This is a genomic window from bacterium, assembly GCA_028821235.1.
Lineage (GTDB): Bacteria > Actinomycetota > Acidimicrobiia > Spongiisociales > Spongiisociaceae > Spongiisocius.
In genome coordinates this window covers 105,789-129,522 of the sequence record JAPPGV010000081.1, presented here as the reverse complement: position 1 = coordinate 129,522, position 23,734 = coordinate 105,789, and the positions used below count along the sequence as shown (strand labels likewise).

At 67.7% G+C, this 23,734-nt stretch carries 23 protein-coding genes; 12 read left to right on the top strand and 11 right to left on the bottom strand.

The window, feature by feature from the left end; all coding sequences use genetic code 11:
* Positions 1-23: 23 nt before the first annotated feature.
* From OXK16_09405 to OXK16_09395, 3 genes are read left to right on the top strand one after another with little or no spacing between them, the layout of a single operon-like run.
* Positions 24-257: a ChpI protein gene (locus tag OXK16_09405; protein MDE0376165.1), complete on the top strand. Its 234-nt coding sequence runs from the start codon at positions 24-26 to the stop codon at positions 255-257.
* On the top strand, positions 251-607 hold the full coding sequence (locus OXK16_09400) for a type II toxin-antitoxin system PemK/MazF family toxin (GenBank protein ID MDE0376164.1): 357 nt from the start codon (positions 251-253) through the stop codon (positions 605-607). Before OXK16_09405 ends, OXK16_09400 begins: the two co-directional genes overlap by 7 nt.
* Positions 608-612: 5 nt before the next feature.
* Positions 613-2,166, top strand: a complete 1,554-nt coding sequence (locus tag OXK16_09395) for an acyltransferase family protein (protein MDE0376163.1) — start codon at positions 613-615, stop codon at positions 2,164-2,166.
* 1 nt (position 2,167) lies between these two features.
* On the opposite strand, the gene OXK16_09390 is transcribed toward OXK16_09395, so the two are convergent.
* From OXK16_09390 to hutU, 9 genes are all read right to left on the bottom strand, one after another.
* Positions 2,168-2,587 (bottom strand): type II toxin-antitoxin system VapC family toxin, encoded by a 420-nt coding sequence (locus OXK16_09390; protein ID MDE0376162.1) that lies wholly within the window; start codon positions 2,585-2,587, stop codon positions 2,168-2,170.
* Positions 2,588-2,860: 273 nt separating this feature from the next.
* A complete protein-coding gene (locus tag OXK16_09385; protein MDE0376161.1) occupies positions 2,861-3,610 on the bottom strand; it encodes a PhnD/SsuA/transferrin family substrate-binding protein in 750 nt (249 codons plus the stop codon).
* 79 nt (positions 3,611-3,689) lie between these two features.
* Positions 3,690-5,147, bottom strand: coding sequence for an FAD-binding oxidoreductase (locus OXK16_09380; protein ID MDE0376160.1), 1,458 nt, complete (start codon positions 5,145-5,147; stop codon positions 3,690-3,692).
* A gap of 15 nt (positions 5,148-5,162) precedes the next feature.
* The gene (gene hutI / locus OXK16_09375) at positions 5,163-6,344 is read right to left on the bottom strand and encodes an imidazolonepropionase (protein ID MDE0376159.1); all 1,182 of its coding nucleotides are present in this window, start codon (positions 6,342-6,344) and stop codon (positions 5,163-5,165) included.
* The gene (locus tag OXK16_09370) at positions 6,341-7,708 is read right to left on the bottom strand and encodes a formimidoylglutamate deiminase (protein MDE0376158.1); all 1,368 of its coding nucleotides are present in this window, start codon (positions 7,706-7,708) and stop codon (positions 6,341-6,343) included. Before OXK16_09370 ends, hutI begins: the two co-directional genes overlap by 4 nt.
* Positions 7,705-8,274 carry a peptide deformylase gene (locus OXK16_09365; GenBank protein MDE0376157.1) on the bottom strand — a complete coding sequence of 190 codons (570 nt, stop codon included), beginning with the start codon at positions 8,272-8,274 and terminating at the stop codon, positions 7,705-7,707. Before OXK16_09365 ends, OXK16_09370 begins: the two co-directional genes overlap by 4 nt.
* Positions 8,271-8,945, bottom strand: coding sequence for a hypothetical protein (locus OXK16_09360; protein MDE0376156.1), 675 nt, complete (start codon positions 8,943-8,945; stop codon positions 8,271-8,273). Before OXK16_09360 ends, OXK16_09365 begins: the two co-directional genes overlap by 4 nt.
* A gap of 10 nt (positions 8,946-8,955) precedes the next feature.
* The gene (locus tag OXK16_09355; GenBank protein MDE0376155.1) at positions 8,956-10,497 is read right to left on the bottom strand and encodes a trimethylamine methyltransferase family protein; all 1,542 of its coding nucleotides are present in this window, start codon (positions 10,495-10,497) and stop codon (positions 8,956-8,958) included.
* Positions 10,497-12,188, bottom strand: coding sequence for a urocanate hydratase (gene hutU / locus OXK16_09350; protein ID MDE0376154.1), 1,692 nt, complete (start codon positions 12,186-12,188; stop codon positions 10,497-10,499). Before hutU ends, OXK16_09355 begins: the two co-directional genes overlap by 1 nt.
* A 144-nt stretch (positions 12,189-12,332) precedes the next feature.
* Between hutU and OXK16_09345 the strand changes: the two genes are divergently transcribed.
* Both OXK16_09345 and hutH read left to right on the top strand, forming a co-directional pair.
* Entirely contained in the window at positions 12,333-13,055 is a 723-nt protein-coding gene (locus OXK16_09345) for a helix-turn-helix domain-containing protein (protein ID MDE0376153.1), read from the top strand.
* A gap of 5 nt (positions 13,056-13,060) precedes the next feature.
* Complete coding sequence (gene hutH, locus OXK16_09340; protein ID MDE0376152.1) at positions 13,061-14,578, top strand: histidine ammonia-lyase; 1,518 nt, start codon at positions 13,061-13,063, stop codon at positions 14,576-14,578.
* Between the two features lie 16 nt (positions 14,579-14,594).
* On the opposite strand, the gene OXK16_09335 is transcribed toward hutH, so the two are convergent.
* Entirely contained in the window at positions 14,595-14,954 is a 360-nt protein-coding gene (locus OXK16_09335) for a PaREP1 family protein (GenBank protein MDE0376151.1), read from the bottom strand.
* Between the two features lie 290 nt (positions 14,955-15,244).
* Here OXK16_09335 and OXK16_09330 point away from each other — a divergent pair, with 290 nt between their 5' ends.
* Positions 15,245-15,622 carry a Rid family detoxifying hydrolase gene (locus tag OXK16_09330; protein MDE0376150.1) on the top strand — a complete coding sequence of 126 codons (378 nt, stop codon included), beginning with the start codon at positions 15,245-15,247 and terminating at the stop codon, positions 15,620-15,622.
* Positions 15,623-15,708: 86 nt separating this feature from the next.
* Positions 15,709-16,878 carry an adenosylhomocysteinase gene (locus OXK16_09325; protein MDE0376149.1) on the top strand — a complete coding sequence of 390 codons (1,170 nt, stop codon included), beginning with the start codon at positions 15,709-15,711 and terminating at the stop codon, positions 16,876-16,878.
* Between the two features lie 62 nt (positions 16,879-16,940).
* On the opposite strand, the gene OXK16_09320 is transcribed toward OXK16_09325, so the two are convergent.
* The gene (locus OXK16_09320) at positions 16,941-17,978 is read right to left on the bottom strand and encodes an alcohol dehydrogenase catalytic domain-containing protein (GenBank protein MDE0376148.1); all 1,038 of its coding nucleotides are present in this window, start codon (positions 17,976-17,978) and stop codon (positions 16,941-16,943) included.
* A gap of 95 nt (positions 17,979-18,073) precedes the next feature.
* On the opposite strand from OXK16_09320, the gene OXK16_09315 reads away from it, so the two are divergent.
* From OXK16_09315 to OXK16_09295, 5 genes are all read left to right on the top strand, one after another.
* Complete coding sequence (locus OXK16_09315) at positions 18,074-18,880, top strand: ABC transporter ATP-binding protein (protein ID MDE0376147.1); 807 nt, start codon at positions 18,074-18,076, stop codon at positions 18,878-18,880.
* An 18-nt stretch (positions 18,881-18,898) separates the two neighbouring features.
* Positions 18,899-19,771 carry an ABC transporter permease gene (locus OXK16_09310; protein ID MDE0376146.1) on the top strand — a complete coding sequence of 291 codons (873 nt, stop codon included), beginning with the start codon at positions 18,899-18,901 and terminating at the stop codon, positions 19,769-19,771.
* Positions 19,772-19,829: 58 nt separating this feature from the next.
* On the top strand, positions 19,830-20,903 hold the full coding sequence (locus OXK16_09305) for an ABC transporter substrate-binding protein (GenBank protein ID MDE0376145.1): 1,074 nt from the start codon (positions 19,830-19,832) through the stop codon (positions 20,901-20,903).
* A gap of 96 nt (positions 20,904-20,999) precedes the next feature.
* Positions 21,000-22,505: an amidohydrolase gene (locus OXK16_09300; protein ID MDE0376144.1), complete on the top strand. Its 1,506-nt coding sequence runs from the start codon at positions 21,000-21,002 to the stop codon at positions 22,503-22,505.
* Between the two features lie 36 nt (positions 22,506-22,541).
* Positions 22,542-23,522: an amidohydrolase family protein gene (locus OXK16_09295; protein ID MDE0376143.1), complete on the top strand. Its 981-nt coding sequence runs from the start codon at positions 22,542-22,544 to the stop codon at positions 23,520-23,522.
* The last annotated feature ends 212 nt before the right edge of the window (positions 23,523-23,734 follow it).

Sequence of the window (23,734 nt, the reverse complement as noted above, 5' to 3'; positions counted from 1 at the left end):
CATACTCGGTTATACTCGACAGGATGAAGATAGCGGTCTCCATTCCGGACACGGTGTACGAAGCGGCGGAACGTCTGGCGGCACGACGCCGGTGTTCACGGTCGAGTCTGTACGCCGAGGCATTAGAACGTCTGCTGGCTCAGGAGGACTCCGAGGAGGTGACGGCCCGTCTCAACGCCGTGTACTCCGAGGAGCCCTCGAAGGTATCCGACGAGCTGCTTGAGGCACAGGGGCGAGCTTTGAACGAGCGCTGGTGATCCGCCGCGGCGACATACGCTGGGCAAGTCTCCGCGACCCTGTAGGTTCCGAACCGGGTTACCGGCGACCCGTTTTGATCATGTCGAGCGACCGCTTCAACAGGAGTGGGATCGCGACAGTGGTTGCGGTCGCTATCACCTCGAACGTACGCCTCGACGAAGCGCCCGGCAATGTTCTCCTAGCGGGGGCGACATCCGGCCTGGGCAGGGACTCTGTGGTGAACGTGTCGCAGCTCGTCACACTCAACAAGGCCGATCTCTCCGAATCAGTCGAACGACTGGATACGGCGACGATGCGCATGGTTGAGGAGGGCTTAGCGCTGGTCTTGGACCTGCCAAGCGCGCGCTGAACGCGATGGCGGATACCTCGGCGCGGCCGGTAGCGATCGGGGTCGATGCGGGGGAGAATCCCCGGCGGCGGCTCCACGACCTCGACGCTCTGCGGGGGTTCGCCATGCTGCTGGGCATCGGCCTGCACGCCTCGCTAGCGTTCTTCCCGGCGCCCTGGTGGGTTCAGGGCCGCACCTCGAGCCTCGACGGCCTGTTCGACGAGTTCCTGTGGGCGGTCCACGGTTTCCGCATGCCGGTGTTCTTCCTGATGAGCGGCTTCTTCACCGCCCTGCTGTGGCGGCGCCGCAGCCTCGGCGCCCTGCTGAACCACCGGCTGCGCCGGGTGGCGCTCCCGCTCCTGATCGGCATGTTCACGATCGTCCCGCTGACCAGTCTCGTCGGCGACTGGGCGGCCGGGTCCGCGCCGGCAGCCCCGGTCGCGGACGATGACATCTGGGGGAAGGTGTTCGCCGGTGACGTCGCCGGGGTGGAGCAGCTTCTGGACGGGGGCTTCGACCCCGACCTCCGGAGCGAGCCGGGCGGATGGGCCCTCCTCCACGCGGCCGCCCTGACCGGTGACGTGGAGATGTTGGAACTGCTGCTCTCGCGCGGGGCCGAGCCGGCGGCGGTGGCCACCGCCTCGGAGGGCGAGACGCCCCTCGGGGTGGCCTTCCACTTCGGCCACGAGGCGGCGGCCGACCTGCTGGTGGTCTACCGAGGAGGCGACCCGCTCCCTGAAAGGATGGAGTGGTCGGAGGTACCGGGTTGGGGAGCAGGCGCCGTAGAGACGGAGGAGGACGATGGTTCGTCCGGCCGGCTCGATCTGTCCACGATCCAGCGTTTCTTCCATCTCTGGTTCCTATGGTTCCTCCTCTGGCTGGTGGCCGGCTTCGCCATCGTGGCGTGGGCGGTGGACCGCCGGGTTCCCCATGGCTCCGGGCAGGCGACCTGGCCGCGGTGGGTCATGTGGTCGATGATTCCCCTCACGATCGTGCCGCAGTTGTACATGGGCGGGGGCGGCGTCTATCCGGTGTTCGGGCCCGACACCTCTGATGGCCTCATTCCGCTTCCCCACGTTCTCGCCTACTACGCCACCTTCTTCGCATTCGGGGCCCTGATGTACCGGCGCCGGGGGCGCAGCGGCGAGCTGCTGGTCGACACGGTGGGGAGACCGTGGTGGGCCTTCCTGCCGGTCTCGTTCCTGGTCGTGCTTCCGGCCGGGCTGGTCTTCACCTTCGACGAAGCGGCCTTCTCATGGCCGGCGGCGTCCGTATTGCAGGTGGCCTACGCCTGGGGGATGTGCTTCGGGCTGATGGGGCTGTTCCGGGTGCTGCTGGCGGAAGAACGTCCTGGGGTCCGCTTTCTCTCCGACTCGTCGTACTGGCTATACCTCGCCCACCTTCCGTTGGTGGTGGTTGCACAAGCAGTCGTAAGGGACTGGAACCTACCGGCGGAGGTCAAGTTCTTGATGATCTCGGTGGCCGTGACGGTTCTGCTCCTCTTGACCTATCGGTTCTTCATCCGCTACACCCCGATCGGGACGATGCTGAACGGGCGCAAACTTCGACCGACCTCTTGAATCATGCCGGGCTTCGTGGTCTTGGCCTCTGTGGAAGAACCACCTCACACTGCAGTCCAGGGGATCGGCCGATCCTGCGGTCGAGGGTTACAAGTGGGAAGTCAAGCGCTTCGGCCAGCGCCACGTACCAGGCGTCGTAGCAGGTCAGGTTGGCGCGTAACGCCCATACACGGTCGGCAAACGGCGCGAATGGGTACAAGTCCAGGTCAAGTCTGAGCAGGTCGCGATGAGAAGCCGTGGCTTCAAGACTTGAGAGCCTTACGGATAGTTCCATCCGCCGAAGGACGTTGGTGACCTCTGCCAGGGCCAGTTCCGGTGCGGCTAGCGGACCCTCCGAGATCACCTCCTCTGCCCAGAGGCCGTCGTTAGTGGTATCCACCAGCGCCGCCACGAGCACCGATGAGTCGACAACTGCCTTCACTTCCGGTCCGCGTCTCGCTCTTGAATGATCAGCGAACTTGGAATGCTGGTGCCTGCGGCCGCCTTACGCCGCCGTATTTCGGAGACCAAGGTGGCTAGGGATGGTCGGGAGGCAATGCGCTCCAACTCGCATCGCAGGTATTCCTGCATCGACTGGCGGTTGAGGGCAGCTCTCGCGGCTAGCTCGTCGCGGACTGACTCCGGGACACCCCTTACGGTTATCTGAACCGGCATGCTTGCATAATGACACAACAGACATCAAACTGCAAGCAGGTCACACGGGCATCACGTTCTCGTAGAGATCGAGCCCGGCGGGAACCACGCCGTCCAGCGAGGCGATGTCCGCCGGGCCGAGGGCATGCAACGCTCGTGTGAGGCTGTCGCGTGTTGCGGTCTCCAATTTCGAACTCAAGCTGAAGGGTGGCGCCGGCCAGTCGACGGTGCGGTCGATCACGCGGAATCCCGCCACTTCCTCCGGCCTCTCGGCCAGCGCGTGCTCCCACACGGTCACGTCGACCGAGGCGACATCACAGGTCCCGTCGGCCAGCGCTGCGAGCGAGGCCCGGTGCGAACCGGCCACGACTTGGTCGGCGAACCACCTACCAGGGAAGGATCGCTCGACATGGGCCTTGAGCCCGAGAAAGCCGGACCAGGACTCGAGTTCGTTCACGGCCAGCCTGGTCTCCAGCGCGGCGCCCAATGATTGCGGTCCGGACCCATGGGTGACGATTACCGCGTGGTAGACCGGTCCTCCGTGACCGGCGAAGACCGGCGCGCCCACAACGGCATGGGACATCCGTCCGGCCGAGATGAGCGATACGGTCGGGTAACCGCACATCCAGACCAGGTCGAGCGTGGGCGCGTGGCGGAGCGCCTCGATGGTCGTCCTCCCCGCCGTCTGGTCGATCACCACCTCGATGCCGGTCATCTCCGACAGGTGTCCGACCAGATCGCCCATGATGGGCTGCGTGTTGTCGCCCAGATAGGTTGCGGCTCTCAGCGGCCCAGCTGCCGGGGTGCTCAACGCCTTCTCCTGATTGGTAGTTCCTAGTTGCTAGTTGATGCTAGTAACTAACAACTACAGACTAGCAACTAGAAACTAATCAGACCCAAGGACTGTTCGAGTTCCGGTTGCCGAAGGTGCCGCCGGTGCGGTACCGGTCCAGGGTGAACGGCTTCAACTCCTCGGGCTTCTCTCCGTACACGAGCATCTGAGCGGTGAGCTTGCCCACACCGATCATCTTGAAACCATGGTTGGAGTCGGCGATCACCCAGGCGTTGTCCGTGAGGTGGTCGAATACCGGCACGTTGTCGGGTGTGAACGCACCGATCCCACCGTTGCGGCGGTCCTTGAAGTACGGCCGCAGGTTCTCGAGGCGCTTGAACAGCATGCCCAGGGCGGAGCAGTAGTAGTCGGCGAACCACGATTCCGCCTGGTAGAGGTCATTGAGATGGCCGTAGGGCTCGACCTCCGCTCGGGGGCCGATCTTGATCGGGATCGTGCCGCCCTGGAGGCCGGGAGCGCCCACCCGCTCGGCGGCGTAGCGCGTGTAAACGTAGGTGTGGTCCTTGATCATCGTTCCGTCCTCGCCGTAGATCGGCGTGTCCAGCAGTTCCACGTGGAGAACCGGGGAGTCCCGGTGCTGGGCGGTGCGGAAGTCCACGCCCTCGGGGAGGAGGACCTCGCCTTCCAGGAGGCGCCAGTAGGTCCACATGTCCATCTGCTTCTCGATGTGCCCGTCGGGATACAGGACGTCGAGGTGGGAGGGGCCGCCCAGCCAGTCCCACTGCTGCGGCGTCCACGCGCCGGCGCCCACCACGACCTGCTCGCACGATATGGGTCCCTGGTCGGTCTCCACCGCGGTGACCGATCCCGAGGCATCCCGCTCGTAGCCGGTGACCGTGGTTCCGTACACGCGCTGCACGCCCCACTGCCGGCACTTCTGGTCGAGGCCCCAGACGGCGATATGGGTGCCGGCGTATCCGGACCGGCGCTCGTGGAGCACCACGTCGCAGTTCTCGGTCTTGAAGTCGGGCCACAGCCCGGTCAGGAACGCATGCGCGTCCGATCCGAAGTAGAGGTCCGACGGGTACCCGCTCGCGGCCTGCGACGCGTGGAGCTCGATGTAGTCCTCCTCCTGGTTCGCCTCCCCGACCGACACGTAGCCGACCTGCTGGAAGCCGAAGTTCACGGGATCGGACTCCCACACCTCCACGCTGGCGCGCAGGATGGGGTGGAGCGCGTTGGTCATGTAGAGGTTGCGGACGCACCCGCAGGCCAGGCCGGTGGCCCCGGCGCCGGGTCCCTGCTTGTCGATCAGCACGACATCGCTTCCCTTGCCCTTCCCCGATCGCTCGAGGTACATGGCCAAGTGGTAGGCGCTCGACAGCCCGTGGACACCGGCGCCGACCACCACGAACCGGGCGCTCCGCGGCAGGGGGGCCGAATCGAAGACGGGTATCGCCGCCGGGTTGGCCGACTGGCCGTTGACATCGGGCGGGAGCGGGCGGTTGGCGAACGGGTACCACTGGTTGTGTCCGGTGGGGTTGGGAACGTTCATGGGTTGACCTTTCTCTTACGGGTTCTCGTTGTCGTCTTCCGGGTTCGCGTAGCCGGCGCCGATCGTCCGCCATATCAGCGGAACCCCGGGCCGGTAGGCGAGGTGGTGACGGTTCGGGGCGTCGATGATGGTTAGGTGGGCAGGCCCGCCGGGCGCCAACCTGCCCACGTCCTCGCGCCGGAGAGCGGCCGCCCCGCCGGTCGTGGCGGCGGCGATCGCCTCGTCGATGGTCATGTTCATGTCGCGCACCGCCAGCGCGATGCAGAACGAGATAGAGCTCGTGTAGCTCGACCCGGGGTTGCAATTCGATGCGATGGCCACGGTGACGCCGGCGTCGATGGCCCGCCGGGCGTCGGGATACGGTTGGCGGGTGGAGAAGTCCGCCGCCGGGAGGAAGGTGGCCACGGTATCGCCGGCTGCCAGGGCCTCTATGTCTTCGTCGGAGAGGTAGGTGCAATGGTCCACCGACGCGCAGCCCATCTCCACGCCGAGGCGGACTCCGGGACCGTAATCAAGCTGGTTGGCGTGGAGGCGTAGGCCGAGGCCGGCGGCGCGGCCCGCCTCGAGGACCGCCCTCGACTGGTCGGCGTCGAATGCCCCGCGCTCGCAGAAGGCGTCGATCCAGCGTACGTGGGGCAGGACGGCCTCGAGCATCGGTCCGCACACCAGGTCGACATACTCATCGGTCCTGCCCAGGTACTCGGTGGGCACCACGTGGGCGCCCATGAAGGTGCTCTCCGGGGTGACCTCGGCGGCGAGCGAGGTGGTGGCAGCCTCGGATTCGACCGACAACCCGTACCCGGACTTGATCTCCACCGTGGTGGTGCCGGCCCGGTGGACCTCCTCGAGCCGCCGGGCCAGGCCCGCCCGCAGGGCTTCCCGACCCGCGGTCCGGGTGGCCTCGGTCGTCACCCGGATCCCTCCGCCGTCATAGTGCTCCCCGGCCATCCGCCGCGTGAACTCCTCCGCCCGGTCGCCGGCGAACACCAGATGGGTGTGCGAGTCGACGAACCCGGGCATCACGCACCTGCCTCCGGCGTCCAGGCGCTCGTCCGCCACCGCGCCGGCCGCACCTACCGAGACCACGGTGTCCCCGTCGATCACCACCGAAGTGTTCTCCACGATCCCGAGCGGTCCCGCCCCGAGCGCGGGGACGTTGGTGACCAGCTCGCCGATGTTGTCGATCACCAGCGTCATGCCGCCAACACCTTGGCGATGGCGGAGTCGAGCTCGCCCGCCGCATCGACCGACACGTGGGCGCCGCCTACCACCACCGGCCGGCCACCGACCACGAGGTTGTGAACGTCAGCGCTGGAGCCGGCGAAGATCACCGCGTCGAGAACGTCGGGGTTGTCGATGCCTGCCAGGCGGACCGAGTCCAGCCCGATGCTGGTGAAGTCGGCCAGATAACCCGGCTTGATAACGCCTCCGTCCTTCCAACCGAGCGACCGGTACCCGTTGACGGTGGCGATGGCGGCGAGGGTCTCGATGGGGTGGATTCCCCGCCGGTTCGTCAGGATCCTCGCGCCCAGCTCCACCGAGCGTGTCTCCTCGAGGATGTCGATGACCGCGTGGGAGTCCGATCCCGCGCAGAGGACCGCCCCCGCCCGGGCCAGGTCCTGGCTGGGCCCGATCCCGTCGGCCAGGTCGCGCTCGGTGGTGGGGCAGATGCAGCAGTGGGCTCCGGCGGCGCCGATCAGACCGATGTCGTCGCCGGAGAGATGCGTGGCGTGGACGAGGGTGGTGCCCGAGCCCAGCGCACCCACGCCGGACAGCACGGTCGTCGGGCTTCGACCGTGGACCTCGCGGCAGGCTTCGTTCTCGGCCGGCTGCTCGGAGACGTGAACGTGAAGGGGCAGAGCCCTGTCCCTGGCCCAGCGAGCCACCATTCCGATCGACGGCGGGTCGACGGCGCGGACCGAGTGGACCGCCGCCCCGACCCTGGTGCCCGGGCCCGGAACTGTCGCCCGGAGGCTGTCGACCCTACGTGTCCAGGCATGGACCGATCTGTCGCTGAACCGGGCCTGTTCGGGCCGCAATGGGGCGTACCCGGATCCCGACCAGGGAGCGAACCCTCCGTGCAGGTACAGCGTGTCGAGCAGGGTCAGGCGGACACCTGCATCCCGCGCCGCGGCCACCAGGCTCGCCCCGAAGGCGTTCGGGTCGTCATAAGGGTCCCCTCCGGGCCGGTGGTGGACGTAGTGGAACTCGCCCACCACGCCTATTCCGGCCAGCGCCATCTCGGCGAAGGTCGCCCGGGCGAGCAGGTAGTAGTTCTGCGGATCGAGGTTGGCGGCCACCCCGTACATCAGGTCGCGCCACGTCCAGAAGGTTCCTTCACCGCCATGGGTCCGGCCCCGCAATGCCCGATGGAAGGCGTGGCTGTGGGCGTTGGCCAGCGCGGGGAGGGTCAGGCCGGACAGCTCGACGGCGTCGCGGGGAGGCGAGGCGTGGCCGGGGGAGACCCCGGCGATGCGGTCGCCGTCCACTTCGATCAGCACGCCGGGGACGGCCGTCGGGCCGCCCAGCCAGGCCAGCTCGCACCAGTAGCGGCTGCTCACGAGCCAACCTCCGCCACGAAGCGGGTGATGCGCTCCACGAAGGGCTCACGGTGATGCCGGTCGAACTCCTCCCAGGTGCTGAGGGTCTTGGGGTCGATCCGGTCGACCACCAGGACGCCGTTGAGGTGATCGCACTCGTGCTGCCAGGTCCCGGCGGTGAGGCCGCGCAGGACTCGTTCATGATCGGTCCCGTGGCGGTCTGTGTAGCGGACGCCGAGGTTCACGTGGCGTTCCAAGTCGCCCCGCAGCGGGACCGACAGGCATCCCTCGTTGATGATCACCGTCCTGTCGTCGAGAACGTCGTACTCCGGGTTGATCGCCACGGTGAGGGGGATGGGCGGCTTGTAGGGATAGCGCGGGTTGTCGTCGACCTCCATCACCATGACCCGGACGGGCTCGCCTATCTGGGTGGCGGCGATCCCCGATCCGTTGGCGTGCCGCATGGTGTCGATGAGGTCGTCGATGAGGTCCTGGATCGCCGGGAGCGAGATGTCGCGGCGGGACACTTCTCCGGCCCGTACCCGCAGCCCAGGATCGCCTATGGAGAGGATCGGCCTCACCGTCATCGCCGGCCCGGCCAGGACTCCGCGGATGTGATACCTCCCGGGAGTGTCCGGACCGCGTGCCACATCGGGTCCGAGTCGTAATCCCAGTACTTACTGATGTCCACGGTCACCCGGCCGTCGCCGATCGGGCCCCCGCGCAGCCGCCCGTTGTGGATGCGGACGTTGTGGTACACGACGGGGGACAGCACCTCGGCCGCTTCTACGTGAACCGCGCTGTGGCGCCAGGCCTCACGGTCCCCGACCTCCTGGTGGACCACCAGGTTCGCCCATTGCTTCGGGGTTCTCTCTGTCGAGCTGTAGCTGAGGATTCCCGGGTACTGCCGGAATTCGGAGATCACGTCGATGTCGAACTCGTCGATCGCCTGGGCCTCCGGGGTCGACCTCCGGTTCCCGAGAAAGCCCACGATGAGGACATCCGTGCCCTCCAACAGGGTCGCCGGGTCGCACATGACGATCCTGCGGCGCAGCCCGTCCTCGTCCCAGTTCCTGATCTCGTACGGGCGGAGTTCCAGCTCGCCCGCCCTGGCGCGGCGGAGTAGCGCCCGCAGGTCCCGGCGGAGGTGGTCCAGCACGGCGAGGTCGGCCTCGTAGTGAAGTAGGTCCGCGCATGGATGGCCGGCGGGGTTCTCGTCGGTCCGAAGGCGGGCCGGGCTGTAACGGACAGGCTTCACGCAACTCCTCTCAATAGTCGGTCGCCACCCCGCCTTCGCGGGCTCGGCGGGCGACGAAGTCATCGAGTTCTTCACGGACCGCGATGTCCATCGGGGGCTTCTCGTAGGCGCTCAGCAACTCCTTGGCGAGGGTCTCGGTCCGCCGGGCGGGATCGGGCCGTCCGGCCTCGTCCCAGGTCTCGAAGTTGCTCCAGTCGGAGAGGAGGGGGTCGTGGAAGGCGTCGCGGTAGCGGGCCCGGGTATGAGCGGTACCGAAGAAGTGGCCGCCCGGTCCGACATCGGCGATGGCTTCGACGGCCAGCGAACCGCCATCGGTAGCCGGTGGTTCGAGCGCCGTGCAGATCATCTGCAGCAGGTCGGCGTCCAGCACCATCTTCTCGAAGGACGCCCGCAGCCCGCCCTCGAGCCAGCCGGCCGCGTGCATCACCAGGTTGGCGCCGCCCATCACCGCTCCCCACAGCGAGAACATGCTCTCGTAGGTGGCCTGGAGGTCCACGGCGTTGGAGGCGTTGGCGTTCGAAGACCGGTACGGGAGGCCGTAGCGGCGCGCCAGCTGGCCGCCGACCAGCGCGGCCTGCAGGTATTCGGGGGTCCCGAACGCGGGAGCGCCCGACTGCATGTCCACGTTGGAGGTGAACCCGCCGTACACCACAGGCGCTCCGCGCCGGACGGCCTGGGTGAGGGCGATGCCGGCGAGGGCCTCGGCGTTCTGCTGGACCAGCGCACCGGCGACGGTCACCGGGGCCATCGCTCCCGCCAGGGTGAAAGGGGTGACCACCACCGGCTGGTTGCGGGCCGACATCTCGAGGATGCCCTCGATCATCGGGGTGTCGAGCCGCAGCGGCGACGAGGTGTTGACCACCGTGAACAGGGAAGGCTGGGACTCGAGCTCCTCGTCGGTCACCGCCCGGGCGATCCGGGCCATCTCGATCGTGTCTAGGGTCCGCTGCCGGCCGAGACTGTAGGTGTGGATGGCCTTGTCGCTGAGCGTGAGGAGATCGTGGGTGGCGTGCAGGTGCCGGACGGAAGGATGGAGGTCGGTGGGTTCCACCGGGTACCCACCGTGTAGATGCACGGCGTTCAGGTGCTGGCTCAGGCGCACGAGTTGCCTGAAGTCGTCCCGGTTTCCCGTACGCCGGTCACGGCCGAGACCCGAGACGTGGGGCGGGCTGGCCACCGCCGCGAACGCCAGGTGATTCCCTCCGAGGCGGATGCTGTGGGCGGGGTTGCGGGCGTGGAGCGTGAACGAACGCGGTGCGTGACCGACCAGTTCGGTGACCATCTCAGGATCGAAACGCACCCGGGCCGAGTCGGGATCGACATCCGCTCCCTCCCGACCGAGAAGCGTCCTGGCCTCGAGGTGGAGCATGTCCATCCCCACGTCGCGCAGTACTTTCAGGGACGCCTCGTGGATGGCTTCGACACCGTCGTCCGGAATGGCCCGGACCGGCAGCCAGTGGAGCCTCGGCTGCCGGAACGGAAGCTGGGGGTTGGCGGGGCCGCGGTCGGCGATGCGGGCACGGCGCCCGCCCCGGCCACGTCGCGCAGCCATTACGCGTCACCCGTTTCCGCCATCGGGATGCGCACCCCCCGATCGGCGGCAACTCGGGTGGCCAGTCCGTAACCGGCGTCCGCATGCCTGATGACGCCGGTGGCCGGATCGTTGAGGAGCACGCGTTCCAGCTTTCGCGCCCCCAGATCGGTGCCGTCGGCCAGGCACACCTGGCCGGCATGGATAGAGCGGCCGATTCCCACCCCTCCTCCATGATGGATGCTGACCCACGATGCCCCCGACGCCGTGTTGACCAGCGCGTTGAGGAGGGGCCAGTCGGCGATGGCATCGCTGCCGTCCGCCATATCCTCGGTCTCGCGGTACGGCGAGGCGACCGATCCGGAGTCGAGGTGATCCCTCCCGATCACGATGGGGGCCTTCAGCTCTCCTGACCGCACCATGTCGTTGAACCGCAGTCCCAGCCGGTGGCGCTCGCCGTAGCCCAGCCAGCAGATCCGGGCGGGGAGCCCCTGGAAGGCGACCCGTTCCCCGGCCAGCGTGATCCAGCGCCGCAGGCCCTCGTCGTCGGGGAACTCCTCGAGGACGGCCCGGTCGGTGGCCGCGATGTCGGCCGGGTCGCCTGACAGGGCCACCCAGCGGAACGGTCCCTTGCCCTCGCAGAACAGCGGGCGGATGTAGGCGGGCAGGAATCCCGGATAGGCGAACGCCCGGTCGTACCCGCCGAGATCGGCCTCGGCCCGCAGGCTGTTGCCGTAGTCGAACACCTCCCCCCCGGAGTCGAGGAATCCGACCATCGCCTCGACATGGGTGGCCATGGCGGCTCGAGACCGGGTGGTGTACTCGTCCGGTTTGGCCTCCCGGAGCTCGTCGGCCTCCTCGAGGGACAGGCCGTCGGGGATGTAGGCCAGCGGGTCGTGGGCCGGTGTCTGATCGGTGACGATGTCGGCGGCGACTCCATCCGCCAGGAGGCGGGGCAGCAGTTCCGCCGCGTTGCCGACCAGCCCCACCGAGAGCGGCCGGCGGGCGGCCACCGCCTCCGCGCAGCGGCGGAGGGCGTCCGTGTAACCGTCGGCGACAACGTCCAGGTAACGGGTCTCGAGACGGCGCTCTGCCCGGTCGGGGTCTACCTCTATGCATAGGGCCACGCCCCCGTTCATGGTGATCGCCAGAGGTTGGGCGCCGCCCATTCCTCCCAGACCGGCTGTGATGGTGAGGGTGCCCGCCAGGGTGCCCCCGAACCGTTTCCGGGCGATGGCGGCGAAGCACTCGTAGGTGCCCTGCAGGATGCCCTGGGTCCCGATGTAGATCCAGGAGCCGGCCGTCATCTGCCCGAACATCGTCAACCCGAGGTGTTCCAGGCGGCGGAACTCGTCCCAGTGGGCCCAGTCGGGAACGAGGTTGGAGTTGGCGATCAGCACCCGGGGCGCCCATTCATGGGTGCGGAGGACTCCGACCGGCTTGCCCGACTGGACGAGCATCGTCTCGTCATGGGCGAGGGTGGTGAGCGTCCGGATCATGGCGTGGTAGGCGTCCCATGATCGGGCGGCCCGTCCGGTACCTCCGTACACCACCAGGTCGTCCGGACGTTCCGCCACCTCGGGGTCGAGGTTGTTCTGGAGCATGCGGAAGGCTGCTTCCTGCGGCCAGCCGCGACAGGTCAGGTCGGTTCCGGTCGGGGCGCGGACACCTCCCACCGGCGGGCCTGAACCGGGGTGCCTGATTGCCGTCATCGCAGACCTCGCCGATCCGAAGTGATAGGTTCTCGCAGGGCGAACTGCTCCTTGAATAATACCTGATCCGGCTCTATCCTGTCAATGAACAGAAAGAGATTTCAGATAATGAAACTCCGGCAAGCAGCAGAGTCTCAGGATCGGGTGGCCGCGACCTCCGCTCGGTCCTCGCGCGGATCCGGGTCGACGCTTCATGCATCACGCTCGGCGGAGAGGGTTCTGAGCCTGCTCGATGCGGTCGTGACCGGAGGGGCGGTCGGTTTGACCGAGGCGGCCGAGGCCACCGGCATACCGGTGAGCACGGCCCTGCGCCACCTGCGGGTCCTGACCGGCCGCGGCTACCTGGTCCGGGACGATCTCGGCAGGTACTCGGTGGGGCCGAGCTTCGTACGGGTCGCCCTGGCCGCCTTCCAATCGGGCCCCTACGCCCGGCTCACGGCGGCGGCCCAGCCGGCCCTGCAGCGCCTGGCCGAGGTAACCGAGGAGTCCGCCTACCTGGCGGTCAGGGATGGAAGCGAGGCCGTCTACATCGCGACGGTCGAGAGTCGCAGAGCGATCCGCCACGTCGGATGGGTGGGTAGGTCGGTGCCCGTGGAAGGAACGGCGCTGGGGGAGGCGCTGACAAACGAGGTGGCGAATCCGGGCCGGCCCCCCGTCCCGTTCTTCAACACGGGCGCCATCGAACCCGATGTGACCGCGGTGGTGGCGCCCATCCATGGATCGGTGGGGGTCGTGGGCGCCTTCTCGGTCCTCGGACCGGCGGAGAGGTTGGTGGGTGAGCGCCTGGACCTGACCGCCGAGGCCGTGGTGGACGCGGCGCGAATGACCTCCCTGGCGCTCTTTCCGCGACTGGCGGTGCCGGGTTGACAGTCATGCTCGAGGGTCCCGGAGTGACGGTCCCGGAAGTGGTCGGGGTTGCCCGCCGGGGCGAGAGAGTCCGTCTCACGGATGGCGCCCTGGAGCGCATGAAGGCTGCCCGCTCCGTAGTGGAGCAACTGGCCGAAGGTGACCCGGCCTACGGGATCACCACCGGTTTCGGCGCCCTGGCCACCACCGCCATCCCGACGGGGCGGAGGGCCGACCTGCAACGCTCGCTGATCCGTTCCCACGCCGCGGGGATGGGACCACCGGCGGAGGCCGAAGTGGTCAGGGCCATGATGTTCCTGCGGGCGCGGACCCTGGCACTCGGGTATTCGGGGGCGCGGCCGCTGGTCGCGGAGGGGCTGGTAAGCCTGCTGAACGCCGGGATCGTTCCCAAGGTGCCGGAACACGGCTCGCTGGGCGCCAGCGGGGATCTGGCCCCCCTGGCCCACGTAGGGCTCGTCCTCATCGGCGAGGGCGAGGTGATGACCGGCGGAGGGGTAGAGGCGGCCACCGCCGCCCTCGCCCGCAACGGCATCGCGCCCGTGGTCCTCGCCGAGAAGGAGGGCCTGGCCCTCACCAACGGCACGGACGGGATGCTCGGGATGCTCTGCCTGGCCGTTCACGATGCCTCGTACCTGCTGGCCGCCGCCGACATCGTGGCGGCGCTCAGCGTAGAGGGTCTTCTGGCGACCGACCGCGCCTACGCCGCTGACCTCCAGGCGTTGAGGCCCCACCCCGGCCAGGCTGCCAGTGCCGCCAATCTCCGGGCCGTCCTGGCCGGGTCACCGATCGTCGCCAGCCACCGCCGCGGCGACCTGCAGGTCCAGGACGCCTACTCGATTCGGTGCACGCCCCAGGTCCACGGTGCGGCCCGCGACACCCTCGCCTTCGTTACGGAGGTGACCGACCGCGAGCTGGCTTCGGCCATCGACAACCCGATGGTCCTTCCCGACGGTCGCGTCGAGTCCTGCGGGAACTTCCACGGGGCGCCGGTCGCGCTCGCGGCCGACTACCTGGCCGTCGCCCTGGCAGAGGTGGGCGCCGTCGCCGAGAGACGGCTCGACCGGCTGCTGGATCACAACCGCTCCCACGGGCTCCCGCCGTTCCTCGCCGACGATCCCGGTGTCGACAGCGGCCTCATGATCGGCCAGTACACCGTGGCCGCCATGTGCGCCGAGAACCGCCGCCTCGCCGCCCCCGCCTCGGTCGACTCATATCCCACCTCCGCCATGCAGGAGGACCACGTGTCGATGGGATGGTCCGCGGCCCGCAAGCTCCGCGTGGTCATTGCGAACCTGCGCCGGATCCTCGCCGTCGAGTGGGTCACGGCGGCGCGGTCCGTCGACCTGCGGGCGCCGCTCGAACCGGCGGCCGGCACCGCGGCCGCGATCCGGCTGCTGAGAAGCCGCGTGCCCGGGGCAGGTCCCGATCGCATCCTGTCGCCGGAGCTCCGGGAGGCCGAGGAGCTTCTCCTGGACGAGGCCCTGGTGGCTGCGGTCGAGGCCGCGACCGGTCCGCTCGGCTGAGGCCGATCCGTCGCGGCTAGGAAGTAAGACCCTTCAGCTTCGACACCAGTTCGTCGACCTGGGCGAGGTAGTCCTCGACGGTCTCGCGTGGCAGCCAGCCTTCGTAGAAGTTCGTGTGCAGGGCTGCGGCCGCTGCGAAGGCGGTTCTGATGTCGCGATCCCCGGTCTGGTCGACGATTAGGTTGACCGCCCGCCAGAGTTCGTGATGGCCGTTGTGGGGCCAACCCCCGGCCTCGGCGACGCTCTTGACCATCTGGGCAGCAGCACCCCAGCCTTTCTCCGAGGCCTGTAAGAGGTCGTCTTCGGCCAGGTGGGCTCGGGCCTTGGTGAGGAATTCCCGTCCGGTAGCGTTGTAATACCTTGTCTTAGTGGTCATGGGGCCATCATATCGTGATGGTGGGGCCAATGGAAGAGGCATGCCACCACGTCCCCGGCGGTCACCTGTCCTAGGAGGGTACTGAGAAATGTCCCGTTGGCCCGATGCCCAGCAATAGACCCCCGGTCACAGCATCGCGGGCCAAGCTATCCCCGTCTTTTTCAGCACCCTCCTACAGGTTGAGGCGTGCCGTGCTGAGGGAGCAGCAACACCGGGGACTGGTACCGTGATTCCCGTAGGGGGACATCAGCCGATCGCAGTAACCGAATCGCGGGAGTGACCGAACAGATATGAAAGAAGAAATCCGCACCGATGCCGCGTCAGCGCCGTTAGGTCCGTACTCGCAGGGCATGCGGGTCGGCAACCTTGTATTCACAGCAGGGATGGGACCGATCCACCCGGATACAGGCCGGATCGTCGGCGACACGATCGAAGCGCAGACGGAGTTGACCATCGACAACCTGAGCGCGGTTCTCGAGGAAGCGGGCTCCAGCCTCGACCATGCCGTGAAGGCGACGGTCCATCTTCAGGACCTCGCTGACTTCGCCGCGTTCAACCGGGTGTACGAGCGGCGCTTCGGCGATCCCAAGCCGGTCCGCACCACCGTGGGCAGCAACCTCCACGGCATCATGGTCGAGATCGACCTCGTAGCGGTGATCCCCTCCTGAATTCCCGCCCGTAGCGAGGGAAGGAGATCGCCTGGCGGCCAGAGCGGGTTCGCGGAAGTCGGGGATGCCGGCGGAGGAGTATTCGGGTGGTGAGTGAGCGGGCGGTGGCCGAAGGCCGGATCGCTTGGGCTAGGAGGCGCATGCCGGTGCTGGCGGCGGCGCTGGCCGAGCTGGGACAGCGGCGGGTGTTCGACGGGCTGACGATCGGCTTCCGTCTCCATCTGGAGCCCAAGACGGCGGTGCTGGTCGAGGGCCTGCTGGCCGGCGGCGCCCGGGTGGTGGCGATGGGCAATGAGGGCACTACCCAGTTCGGTACCGCCGAGGCGCTGGCCGATCGGGGCTGTGAGGTGCTCGACCGTCCGGGCGACGGTAGGGACGCGGTCGGGAATCATCTCGGCCGGATCGCCGCGGCCCGCCCCGATCTGGTGCTGGATAACGGCGCCGAGTTGATAGAGGCGTGCGTACGAGCGGGCCGGTCGCCGAAAGGCGCCACCGAGGAGACCACTTCGGGGGCCTTCCGGCTGCGGGAGAGCTTGGCCGGGGCGGTGGGATTCCCGGTCATCGTGATCAACGACAGCCCGCTGAAGGCGATCGTGGAGAACAAGCACGGCGTGGGGGAGTCCGTGGTGGACGCGATCGTGCGGGCCACCAACATGTCGTTTCATAAGAAGCGGGTGGTGGTGTTCGGATACGGATGGTGCGGTCGGGGCATCGCGCTGTATGCCCGCCACCGGGGCGCCGATGTAGTAACGGTGGAGCCCGATCCGGTCAAGGCGTTGGAGGCCGCCATGGACGGTTTCGACGTGGATACTCCGCCTGGTGCGGTCGGGAGCGCCGATGTGGTCATCACCGCCACGGGGCGCGAGCAGGTGGTGGGCTACGAGTTGATCGAGACGATGCCCGACGGAGCTCTGCTGGCCAACGCCGGCCACACCGACGCCGAGATCGACGTGGTCCGCCTGGAGCGTGAAGCACCCGGAGAGTTGGTATCCCCCTCGCTGTACGCCCACGAGTTGGCCGGGGGCCGCACCGTGTTCTTGCTCGCCAAGGGCCGGATCGTCAATCTGGCCGCCGCCGGGGGTATCGGCAACCCCATCGAGGCCATGGATCTCGGGCTTACCCTGCAGGCCCGGTCGCTGGCTGTCCTGGCCAAGTCCGCCGGCGACTTCCGGCCCGGCCCGCAGCCGGTGCCGCGGCCGATCAACGACCGGACGGCCACGGCCATGCTCGAGTCCATGGGCCAGACCCCCGCCTGACTTGCGTACCGGTTCCTTGGGGGTCCGGGTAGTTCAGCGCCGACGGAGTGTGCGAAGCCCGATCATGCGAACGTCACCACGTTCCTGCCCAGGACGCGGCGGTCCTTCAGGCTGAGGATGGCAGCCTCCAGCCCGTCAAGGTCGGTCCGGGTGGCGATAACGGTCTTCAGCAGGCCTTGTGCGGCCAGCGCGATGGCTGTTTCCAGGTCGCTCCTGGAGCCGGCGGCGGAGGTGAGGATGCGGAGTTCGTTCTTGATGAGAGCTCCCGGGTGGATGTCCAGGGGCTGGCGCGTGTACCCGATCTGGACGAAGGAACCGCCCGGAGCGAGGCAGCCGAACCCGGCTCTCATCGTCTCCCGGGTCCCTACGGCCTCGAAGAACACGTCAGGCGCGCGACCCAGCATCCGGGCCGCGTCCGCCGGAAGGGCCTCGTAGCCGTCCGGATCGTCGATGACGAGGCCGGCCCGGGCGCCGAGGTTCTGTGCCAGGTCCAGCTTGGCCCGGTCGTCCGCCACCGCCAGCACGGTGGCGCCGGCGTGGGCCGCCACCTGGGTGAGCATCAGTCCGACTCCTCCGATGCCGTTGACCACCACAGGGTCGCCGATCCCGATTCCCGCCAGCCGGACCGCATGGACGGCGCTCATCCCGCTACAGGCCAGGACCGCACCCGCCTCGAACGTCACGGTCTCCGGCAGGGGAACGAGGTTTCTCTCAGGGACTATCACGTACTCGGCAAAGCCGCCGTCGGCGGTGAACCCGATCATCCCCTTTGAACGCGAGCAGAGCCGGTCCCGGTTCGTGTCGCAGTAACGGCACGAACCGCAGTTCATCACGTTGTAGACGGCCGCCCGCGAGCCCGGTGATCCACCCCGAGGGCCGTCTACCTCTCCGGCGATCTCGTGGCCGAGCACCCGCGGGATGCCCATCGGGTCCAGCAGCCCCTCCAGGAAATGGAGCTCGGTCCCGCACACCCCGGCCGCCCTCACCCGGACCGGCAGCCAGCCGTCCGGCACTCCCGGAACGGGGCGCTCCACCAGCCGAAGCGCGCCGCCCTCGACGAGCTCGGCCGCTCTCATCACCGGAGGAACGGACACTGCCACGAGCAGCAAGCGTACTCACGGCGCGGCTTGGGAAGCTGACGGGCCGATCTACTAGCATCACAGCGCCATCCCCAGCGATATGAGAGGAATGACGCGTGGTAACTGAGCCGACTACCGGCTCGTCCCCCAGATACATCCCGGGCCGTAGCCCGGCGCTGGCCGTGGATCGCATTACCCGGGTGTTCGAGAAGGACGGCGAGCCGCTGGTGGCTCTGAAGGACCTGTCGATGGACGTCCGGCAGGGGGAGTTCCTCACCCTGGTGGGGCCGTCGGGATGCGGGAAGTCCACCCTCCTCAAGATCATCGCCGGCCTCCTCAACCCGACGGCGGGCAGCGTCTCCCTCGGAGGTAGCGCGGTGACGGAGCCCCGCGAGGAGATCGGTCTGATGTTCCAGACCTCCACCCTCTTCGCGTGGCGCAACGTGATCCGGAATATCTCCCTCCCACTCGAGATCAAGGGCACCATGGGGCCGGACGGGGAGAAACGGATCGCGGACGTGATCGAGCTGGTCCGGCTGCAAGGATTCGAGCAGCACTACCCGCGGGAGCTATCGGGTGGCATGCAGCAGCGGGTGGCTCTGTGCCGGCTGCTGGTCTCGGAGCCGGACCTGATGCTGCTCGACGAGCCGTTCGGGTCCCTGGACGAGTTCACCAGGGAGCACCTCAATACGGAACTGGCGCGTATCGCCGAGCACGAGCACAAGACCACGGTGTTCGTGACCCACAACATCCGGGAGGCGGTGTTCCTATCGGACCGGGTGGTCGTGATGGGGACCAAGCCCGGCCGGATACTCGATCTGGTGGAGGTCGACCTCCCCAGACCGAGAGTTCCGGGCTCTCGACGGTTGGCAGAGTACACCGAGACCGTCAACCACATCCGCGAAGTGCTCGGTCTCTTCTAGAGCGGAAGGAGTTCTCGATTGGCTACCGACAGCATGTCCGACGCCGACACGCTCGGGGTGGGGTCTCTGCCAGGCTCCGGCTCGGACTCCCGTTTCCGCGGGTTCTGGTCCCAGATCCTTCTGACGGGTTCGGTTGTGATCGCCATCTGCCTGATCTGGGAGCTTCTCAGCAGTTGGGAGGCGATCACCGGGACCCGTCTGTCGTTCTGGCCGGAGATCGTGCTGTCGAAACCGTCGGAGGTAATCCCGGCCTTCTTCGAGGCTATAACGACCGGGTTCGTGCTGTGGCACTTCTGGGTCACCTTCCAGGAGACGGCTATCGGTTTTGTCATTGGCGCCGGCGGGGGATTCCTGCTGGGTACCTACGTAGCCCTGGTGCCGACCTTCAGGAAGGCGTTCTACCCGGTCATCATCCTGTTCCAGTCGACTCCCCGGGTCGCCCTGGCTCCGGTGTTCATCGCCTGGTTCGCCTTCGGAATCGCTTCCAAGATCGCGCTGGCGGCCACGATCTGCTTCTTCCCGGTCCTGATCAACACCATCACCGGGCTGACGGTGATCGACGAGAACGCGGGGCTGCTCATGAGATCTCTCAGAGCCACCCGTTGGCAGACCTTCCGTCATCTACGGCTCCCGAGCTCAGTACCGACCGTGTTTGCCGGGCTCAAGGCGGCTCTCACCTTCGCATTGATCGGTGCCATTGTGGGCGAGTTGACCGCCACCAACGAGGGGGCCGGCCACCTGATCGAGACGGCGGCCTTCCAGTTCCGCAGCGACGATGTGTTCGCGTACCTGCTGATGCTGGCCCTGATCGGCCTGGCGCTGTTCCTGGTGGCCGCATGGCTGGAGCGGAAGCTGCTTTTCTGGCATGTTGATCTTGAAGAGGCCACCTAAAGGGCCACCATATAGAATCGTGGTGAGCACCTGCTCGCCCGGACAAGGAGGAAGGGATATGAAACCAACTACCCGCTGGAGCCGACCCTGGTCGGTCGTACTGGCGCTTGCGATCGTGCTGGCCATGATCGGGGCTGCATGCGCGGAGGATGAGGAACTCCGAGATGTGAACCTCGCCTTGTCAACGACGAGTGGGTTCGGCTACGGCTACTGGATCGCCGTAGGCCTCGGTTACTACGAGGATGAGGGCCTCAATGTGAGCCTGCAGGGCACTGGAGGATCATCCGAGGTTGCCCAGATCCTGGCGGCCAACAACGCCGAGGCGGGAATGGGGGTTCCAGGGGCGATGCTGCCTGCCATCGAGGCGGGGGCGGGCCTGTACCCGTTCTTCACGTACGCCTACGGTGAGGTGTTCGACGTGGTGGTACCTGCCGGATCGTCGATCAACAACATCGCCGGCCTGGCCGGTCTCAAGATCGGCATCTCTGAGTTGGCCGGTGGCGAGGTTCCGCTCGTGCGGGCCTTGCTGGTCGAGGCAGGCCTGGATCCGGACAACGATGTGGAGATCATCGAGGTGGGGACTAACGCCCCGACCGTCAAGGCGGCTCTGGACGATGGACGGATCGACGCCTACTCGTCCGCCAAGTCCGACATAGCCTCGATGAACGCGGCCGGTCTCGACACCGTGTCGATCGCGCCCGCCTCGCTCAACACCCTTCCTGCCGAGGGGTTGTTGGCTGCCGAGGACTTCAAGGATGACGACGAGCTGCTGATCGGTCTGGGCCGCGCCACGGCCAAGGGCCAGCTGGTGGCTTACGCCAACATCGACGGCGCCGTGTGCGTGCTCAAGGAGCTGATCCCCGAAGAGTTCACCGATGACGCGGAAGGCCGGGCCGGCCTGGCGGCAGTGATCGAGATCACGACTGCCCCGCAAGACGGCGGTGACTACGTGTTCGGTTTCCTGGACGCGGCCGGATGGAACACGTACGTGAACATCTTCATCCAGGGTGGTGTGATCACCCAGCAGATCGACATGGGCCAGTACGTGATCGACGACCTGCTCGACCAGATCAACGATTTCGACCAGCAGGCGATCATCGACGAGGCCAACGACTTGGACACCGACTGCTGATTGGCTCCTGATCGGATACTGACAAACGCATCTTTTGTCGCAGACGGCGACCGTCCCATCCGGGCGGTCGCCGTCAGCGGTCAGAGGATCCGCGGGTTGGGTGATCTTGACGAAGTAAAGGACACGGTGGCCGCCACTGCCGAGGTCGTCGACCTCGGCGGGGGAGTTGCCTTCCCCGGTTTCGCCGACAGCCATGTCCATGCGGTCAACTACGGGCGCTCCAGGATGGGCGTTCCGTGCTGGCCGTCGGATGTCTCCTCGGTGGGCGACATCACCGGAAGGGTGGCGGACGCCGACCGGACGCTCCCGGCCGGCCGGTGGATCAAGGGCCGCGGCTACGACCCGGCCCGCCTGGCGGAGGGGCGGGCGCCCACGGCTTCCGAGCTGGACCTGCCCGGAGGCCGCTGTGTCGTCTTGGACAGCTTCGACTTCCACCGCCGGGTGGCCAACCACGCCGCCCTCGCCGCGGCCGGTATCGGCGCCGGCACTCCCGACCCCCCCGACGGGGAGATAGTCCGGGACGAGCACGGGGATCCGACCGGCGAGCTGCTCGACGGCGCTCGCGCGCTGATGGATCCGGTGGTGCCCCCCTGGTCCGAAGAGGAGGACGAGCAGGCGATCGAGATCGCCACCGACTACTTCCTGTCCCACGGCTTCGCCTACGTGACCAATGCCGCCCCGCTCACCATGTCCCACCGGGGTGAGGAGGTGGCGGCCTTTCTCCGGATGAGCGAACGCCGGGCCCTCCGGCTGCGGTTCACGTCGATGATCAGGGCCGAGTTGCTGGACGCGGCGGGGGATCTGGGGCTCCGTCCCGGCGTCGGGGGCCCCAACTTCCGGGTCGGCGGGGCCAAGGTCTTCTCCGACGGCGCCTTCGGTCCCCGCACCGCCGCCATGCTGGAGCCCTACTCGGACTCCGGCACGTCCGGCACCATGCATATCGACCTCGGGGAGTTGGAGGAGACGATCCGCAAGGGCGCCCGGATCGGATGGCAGATGAGCATCCATGCCATAGGCGATGCCGCGGTGGAAACGGTGGCCGGTCTCCTGGCAGCCCACCCTCCGGCGGGCGGGACCCGTTCGCACCGGATCGAGCATTGCTGCCTCACCTCGGCCGACGCCGTCCGTTTCATGCGGCAGGGGGGGATCATCCCGGTGCCGCAGCTGTCGTTCATGCGCTTCCGGGCGCCCGCCTTCCTCGCCGCGCTGGGCGAGGAGCGGTTGGCGGCGATGTACCCGCTCCGCACCTGGATCGACGCCGGCCTCAAGCCGGTCCATAGCTCGGATACGCCCGTCATCCCCGACGCCGCTCCCATGGCGGCCATGGCCACGGCCACCGCCCGGGTCGATGCGAGCGGCCGGGTATGGGGTGCCGGGGAGGGTGTGGGATTCGACGAGGCTTTGGCCACCATGACCGCGTGGCCGGCCGAGGCGGACGGGCAGTCCGGCGACCGGGGCAGGATCGCCACGGGCTACCTGGCGGATTTCACCGTCCTTCCCAGTGATCCGCGCCCGCTCCCGCCCGACGAGATGGCTGAGACCGCCCCGGTGATGACCATCGTGGGGGGTGATGTGGCGTGGCGCAGCGAGTCGCTCTCCTGATCGGCCTGGCTGCATAGGGGTCGCCCGGCTATGTCCATGATCGACATGCATGCCCACTACCTGTCGCCGTCTGCGCTCGCATCGGCGGCCCGAGGCGGCCTTCCGGTGCCCTTCGACCCCGACTCTCGCGTTCTCGACTTTCCGTCCGGCCCGTCGAGGCCGGTTCCCCCGCCGTTGACGGACCTCGCCGCACGGTCGCTATGGATCGAAGAGCGGGACATCGACCTCCAGGTCTTGTCCCCGTGGATGGATGTGGCAGGAGACGATCTCGATCCCGTTGCGGCCGAGACCTGGTGCCGGGTGCTGAACGACGGTTGCGCCGCGGATCTCGTGGGGGATTCCCGCTTCCGGGCGCTGGCGGCCCTACCGGTCGCCGATGGGGAAGCAGCTGCTCGTGAACTGGCCAGAGCGGTGGGAGAGCTCGGCTTCCGTGGCGGTGCGATACCCACCCAGGTCGGAGGCAGGGATCTCGACGCGGCGGGATTGGAGCCCCTGTGGGAGGCGGCCGAGTCGCTGGGTGTCCTGCTGTTGATCCATCCCTACCGGGTGATGGGCGGAGATCGGCTGGGGCCGCACTTCCTCGGCAACGTGTGCGGCAACCCCTTCGAGACCACGCTGGCGGCCCTCCGCCTGTACTTCGCCGGGACCTTCACCAGGTGGCCGGACCTGCGGGTACTGCTCGCCCACGGAGGCGGCGTTCTGCCGACGCTGGCGGGCCGGGCTGCCCACGCCTCCCGTCACGCACCCGGCTTCGACCGGGCGGTCGATCATCCGGACTCGATCCTGGAGTGCTTCTACTACGACACCATCCTCCATGATCCCCGGGCCCTGACCTTGCTGATGAGTACGGTGGAGCCGGCCCGGATCGTGGCGGGGACCGACTACCCGTTCCCCATGAGCCTCGACCGCCCCGCCGACCATGCCCGGCAGGCCGCCGGCCAGGCCGGCCTCACAGAGGACGAGCTACACCGCATCCTGAGCGGCACAGCAGAGGACCTTCTGTTTGGCGGAACATGACCGCGGTCCGGTGCGGACCTCTGCAGGGGTGCGCTGATGCGCCCAAATGTTCTGGAGCGGATTGTCGGCGACGAGTACATCGCGGATCCGGCCATCGTCACTAGGGTGACCCCGTGTACTCGGTACCGAGGGATGACGGGCGCTGGTCACGGGTGGGAACGGTCATGTCGCCGGACCCGGTTGGGAGTCTCTCCTAAGTGGTGAGACCGGAC

Coding starts and splice junctions, on each gene's coding strand:
- OXK16_09405 (MDE0376165.1), top strand. CDS start 24: ATGAAGATAGCGGTCTCCATTCCGGACACGGTGTACGAAGCGGCGGAA.
- OXK16_09395 (MDE0376163.1), top strand. CDS start 613: ATGGCGGATACCTCGGCGCGGCCGGTAGCGATCGGGGTCGATGCGGGG.
- OXK16_09380 (MDE0376160.1), bottom strand. CDS start 5,147: ATGAACGTTCCCAACCCCACCGGACACAACCAGTGGTACCCGTTCGCC.
- hutI (MDE0376159.1), bottom strand. CDS start 6,344: ATGACGCTGGTGATCGACAACATCGGCGAGCTGGTCACCAACGTCCCC.
- OXK16_09365 (MDE0376157.1), bottom strand. CDS start 8,274: ATGACGGTGAGGCCGATCCTCTCCATAGGCGATCCTGGGCTGCGGGTA.
- OXK16_09355 (MDE0376155.1), bottom strand. CDS start 10,497: ATGGCTGCGCGACGTGGCCGGGGCGGGCGCCGTGCCCGCATCGCCGAC.
- hutU (MDE0376154.1), bottom strand. CDS start 12,188: ATGACGGCAATCAGGCACCCCGGTTCAGGCCCGCCGGTGGGAGGTGTC.
- hutH (MDE0376152.1), top strand. CDS start 13,061: ATGCTCGAGGGTCCCGGAGTGACGGTCCCGGAAGTGGTCGGGGTTGCC.
- OXK16_09335 (MDE0376151.1), bottom strand. CDS start 14,954: ATGACCACTAAGACAAGGTATTACAACGCTACCGGACGGGAATTCCTC.
- OXK16_09330 (MDE0376150.1), top strand. CDS start 15,245: ATGAAAGAAGAAATCCGCACCGATGCCGCGTCAGCGCCGTTAGGTCCG.
- OXK16_09305 (MDE0376145.1), top strand. CDS start 19,830: ATGAAACCAACTACCCGCTGGAGCCGACCCTGGTCGGTCGTACTGGCG.
- OXK16_09295 (MDE0376143.1), top strand. CDS start 22,542: ATGATCGACATGCATGCCCACTACCTGTCGCCGTCTGCGCTCGCATCG.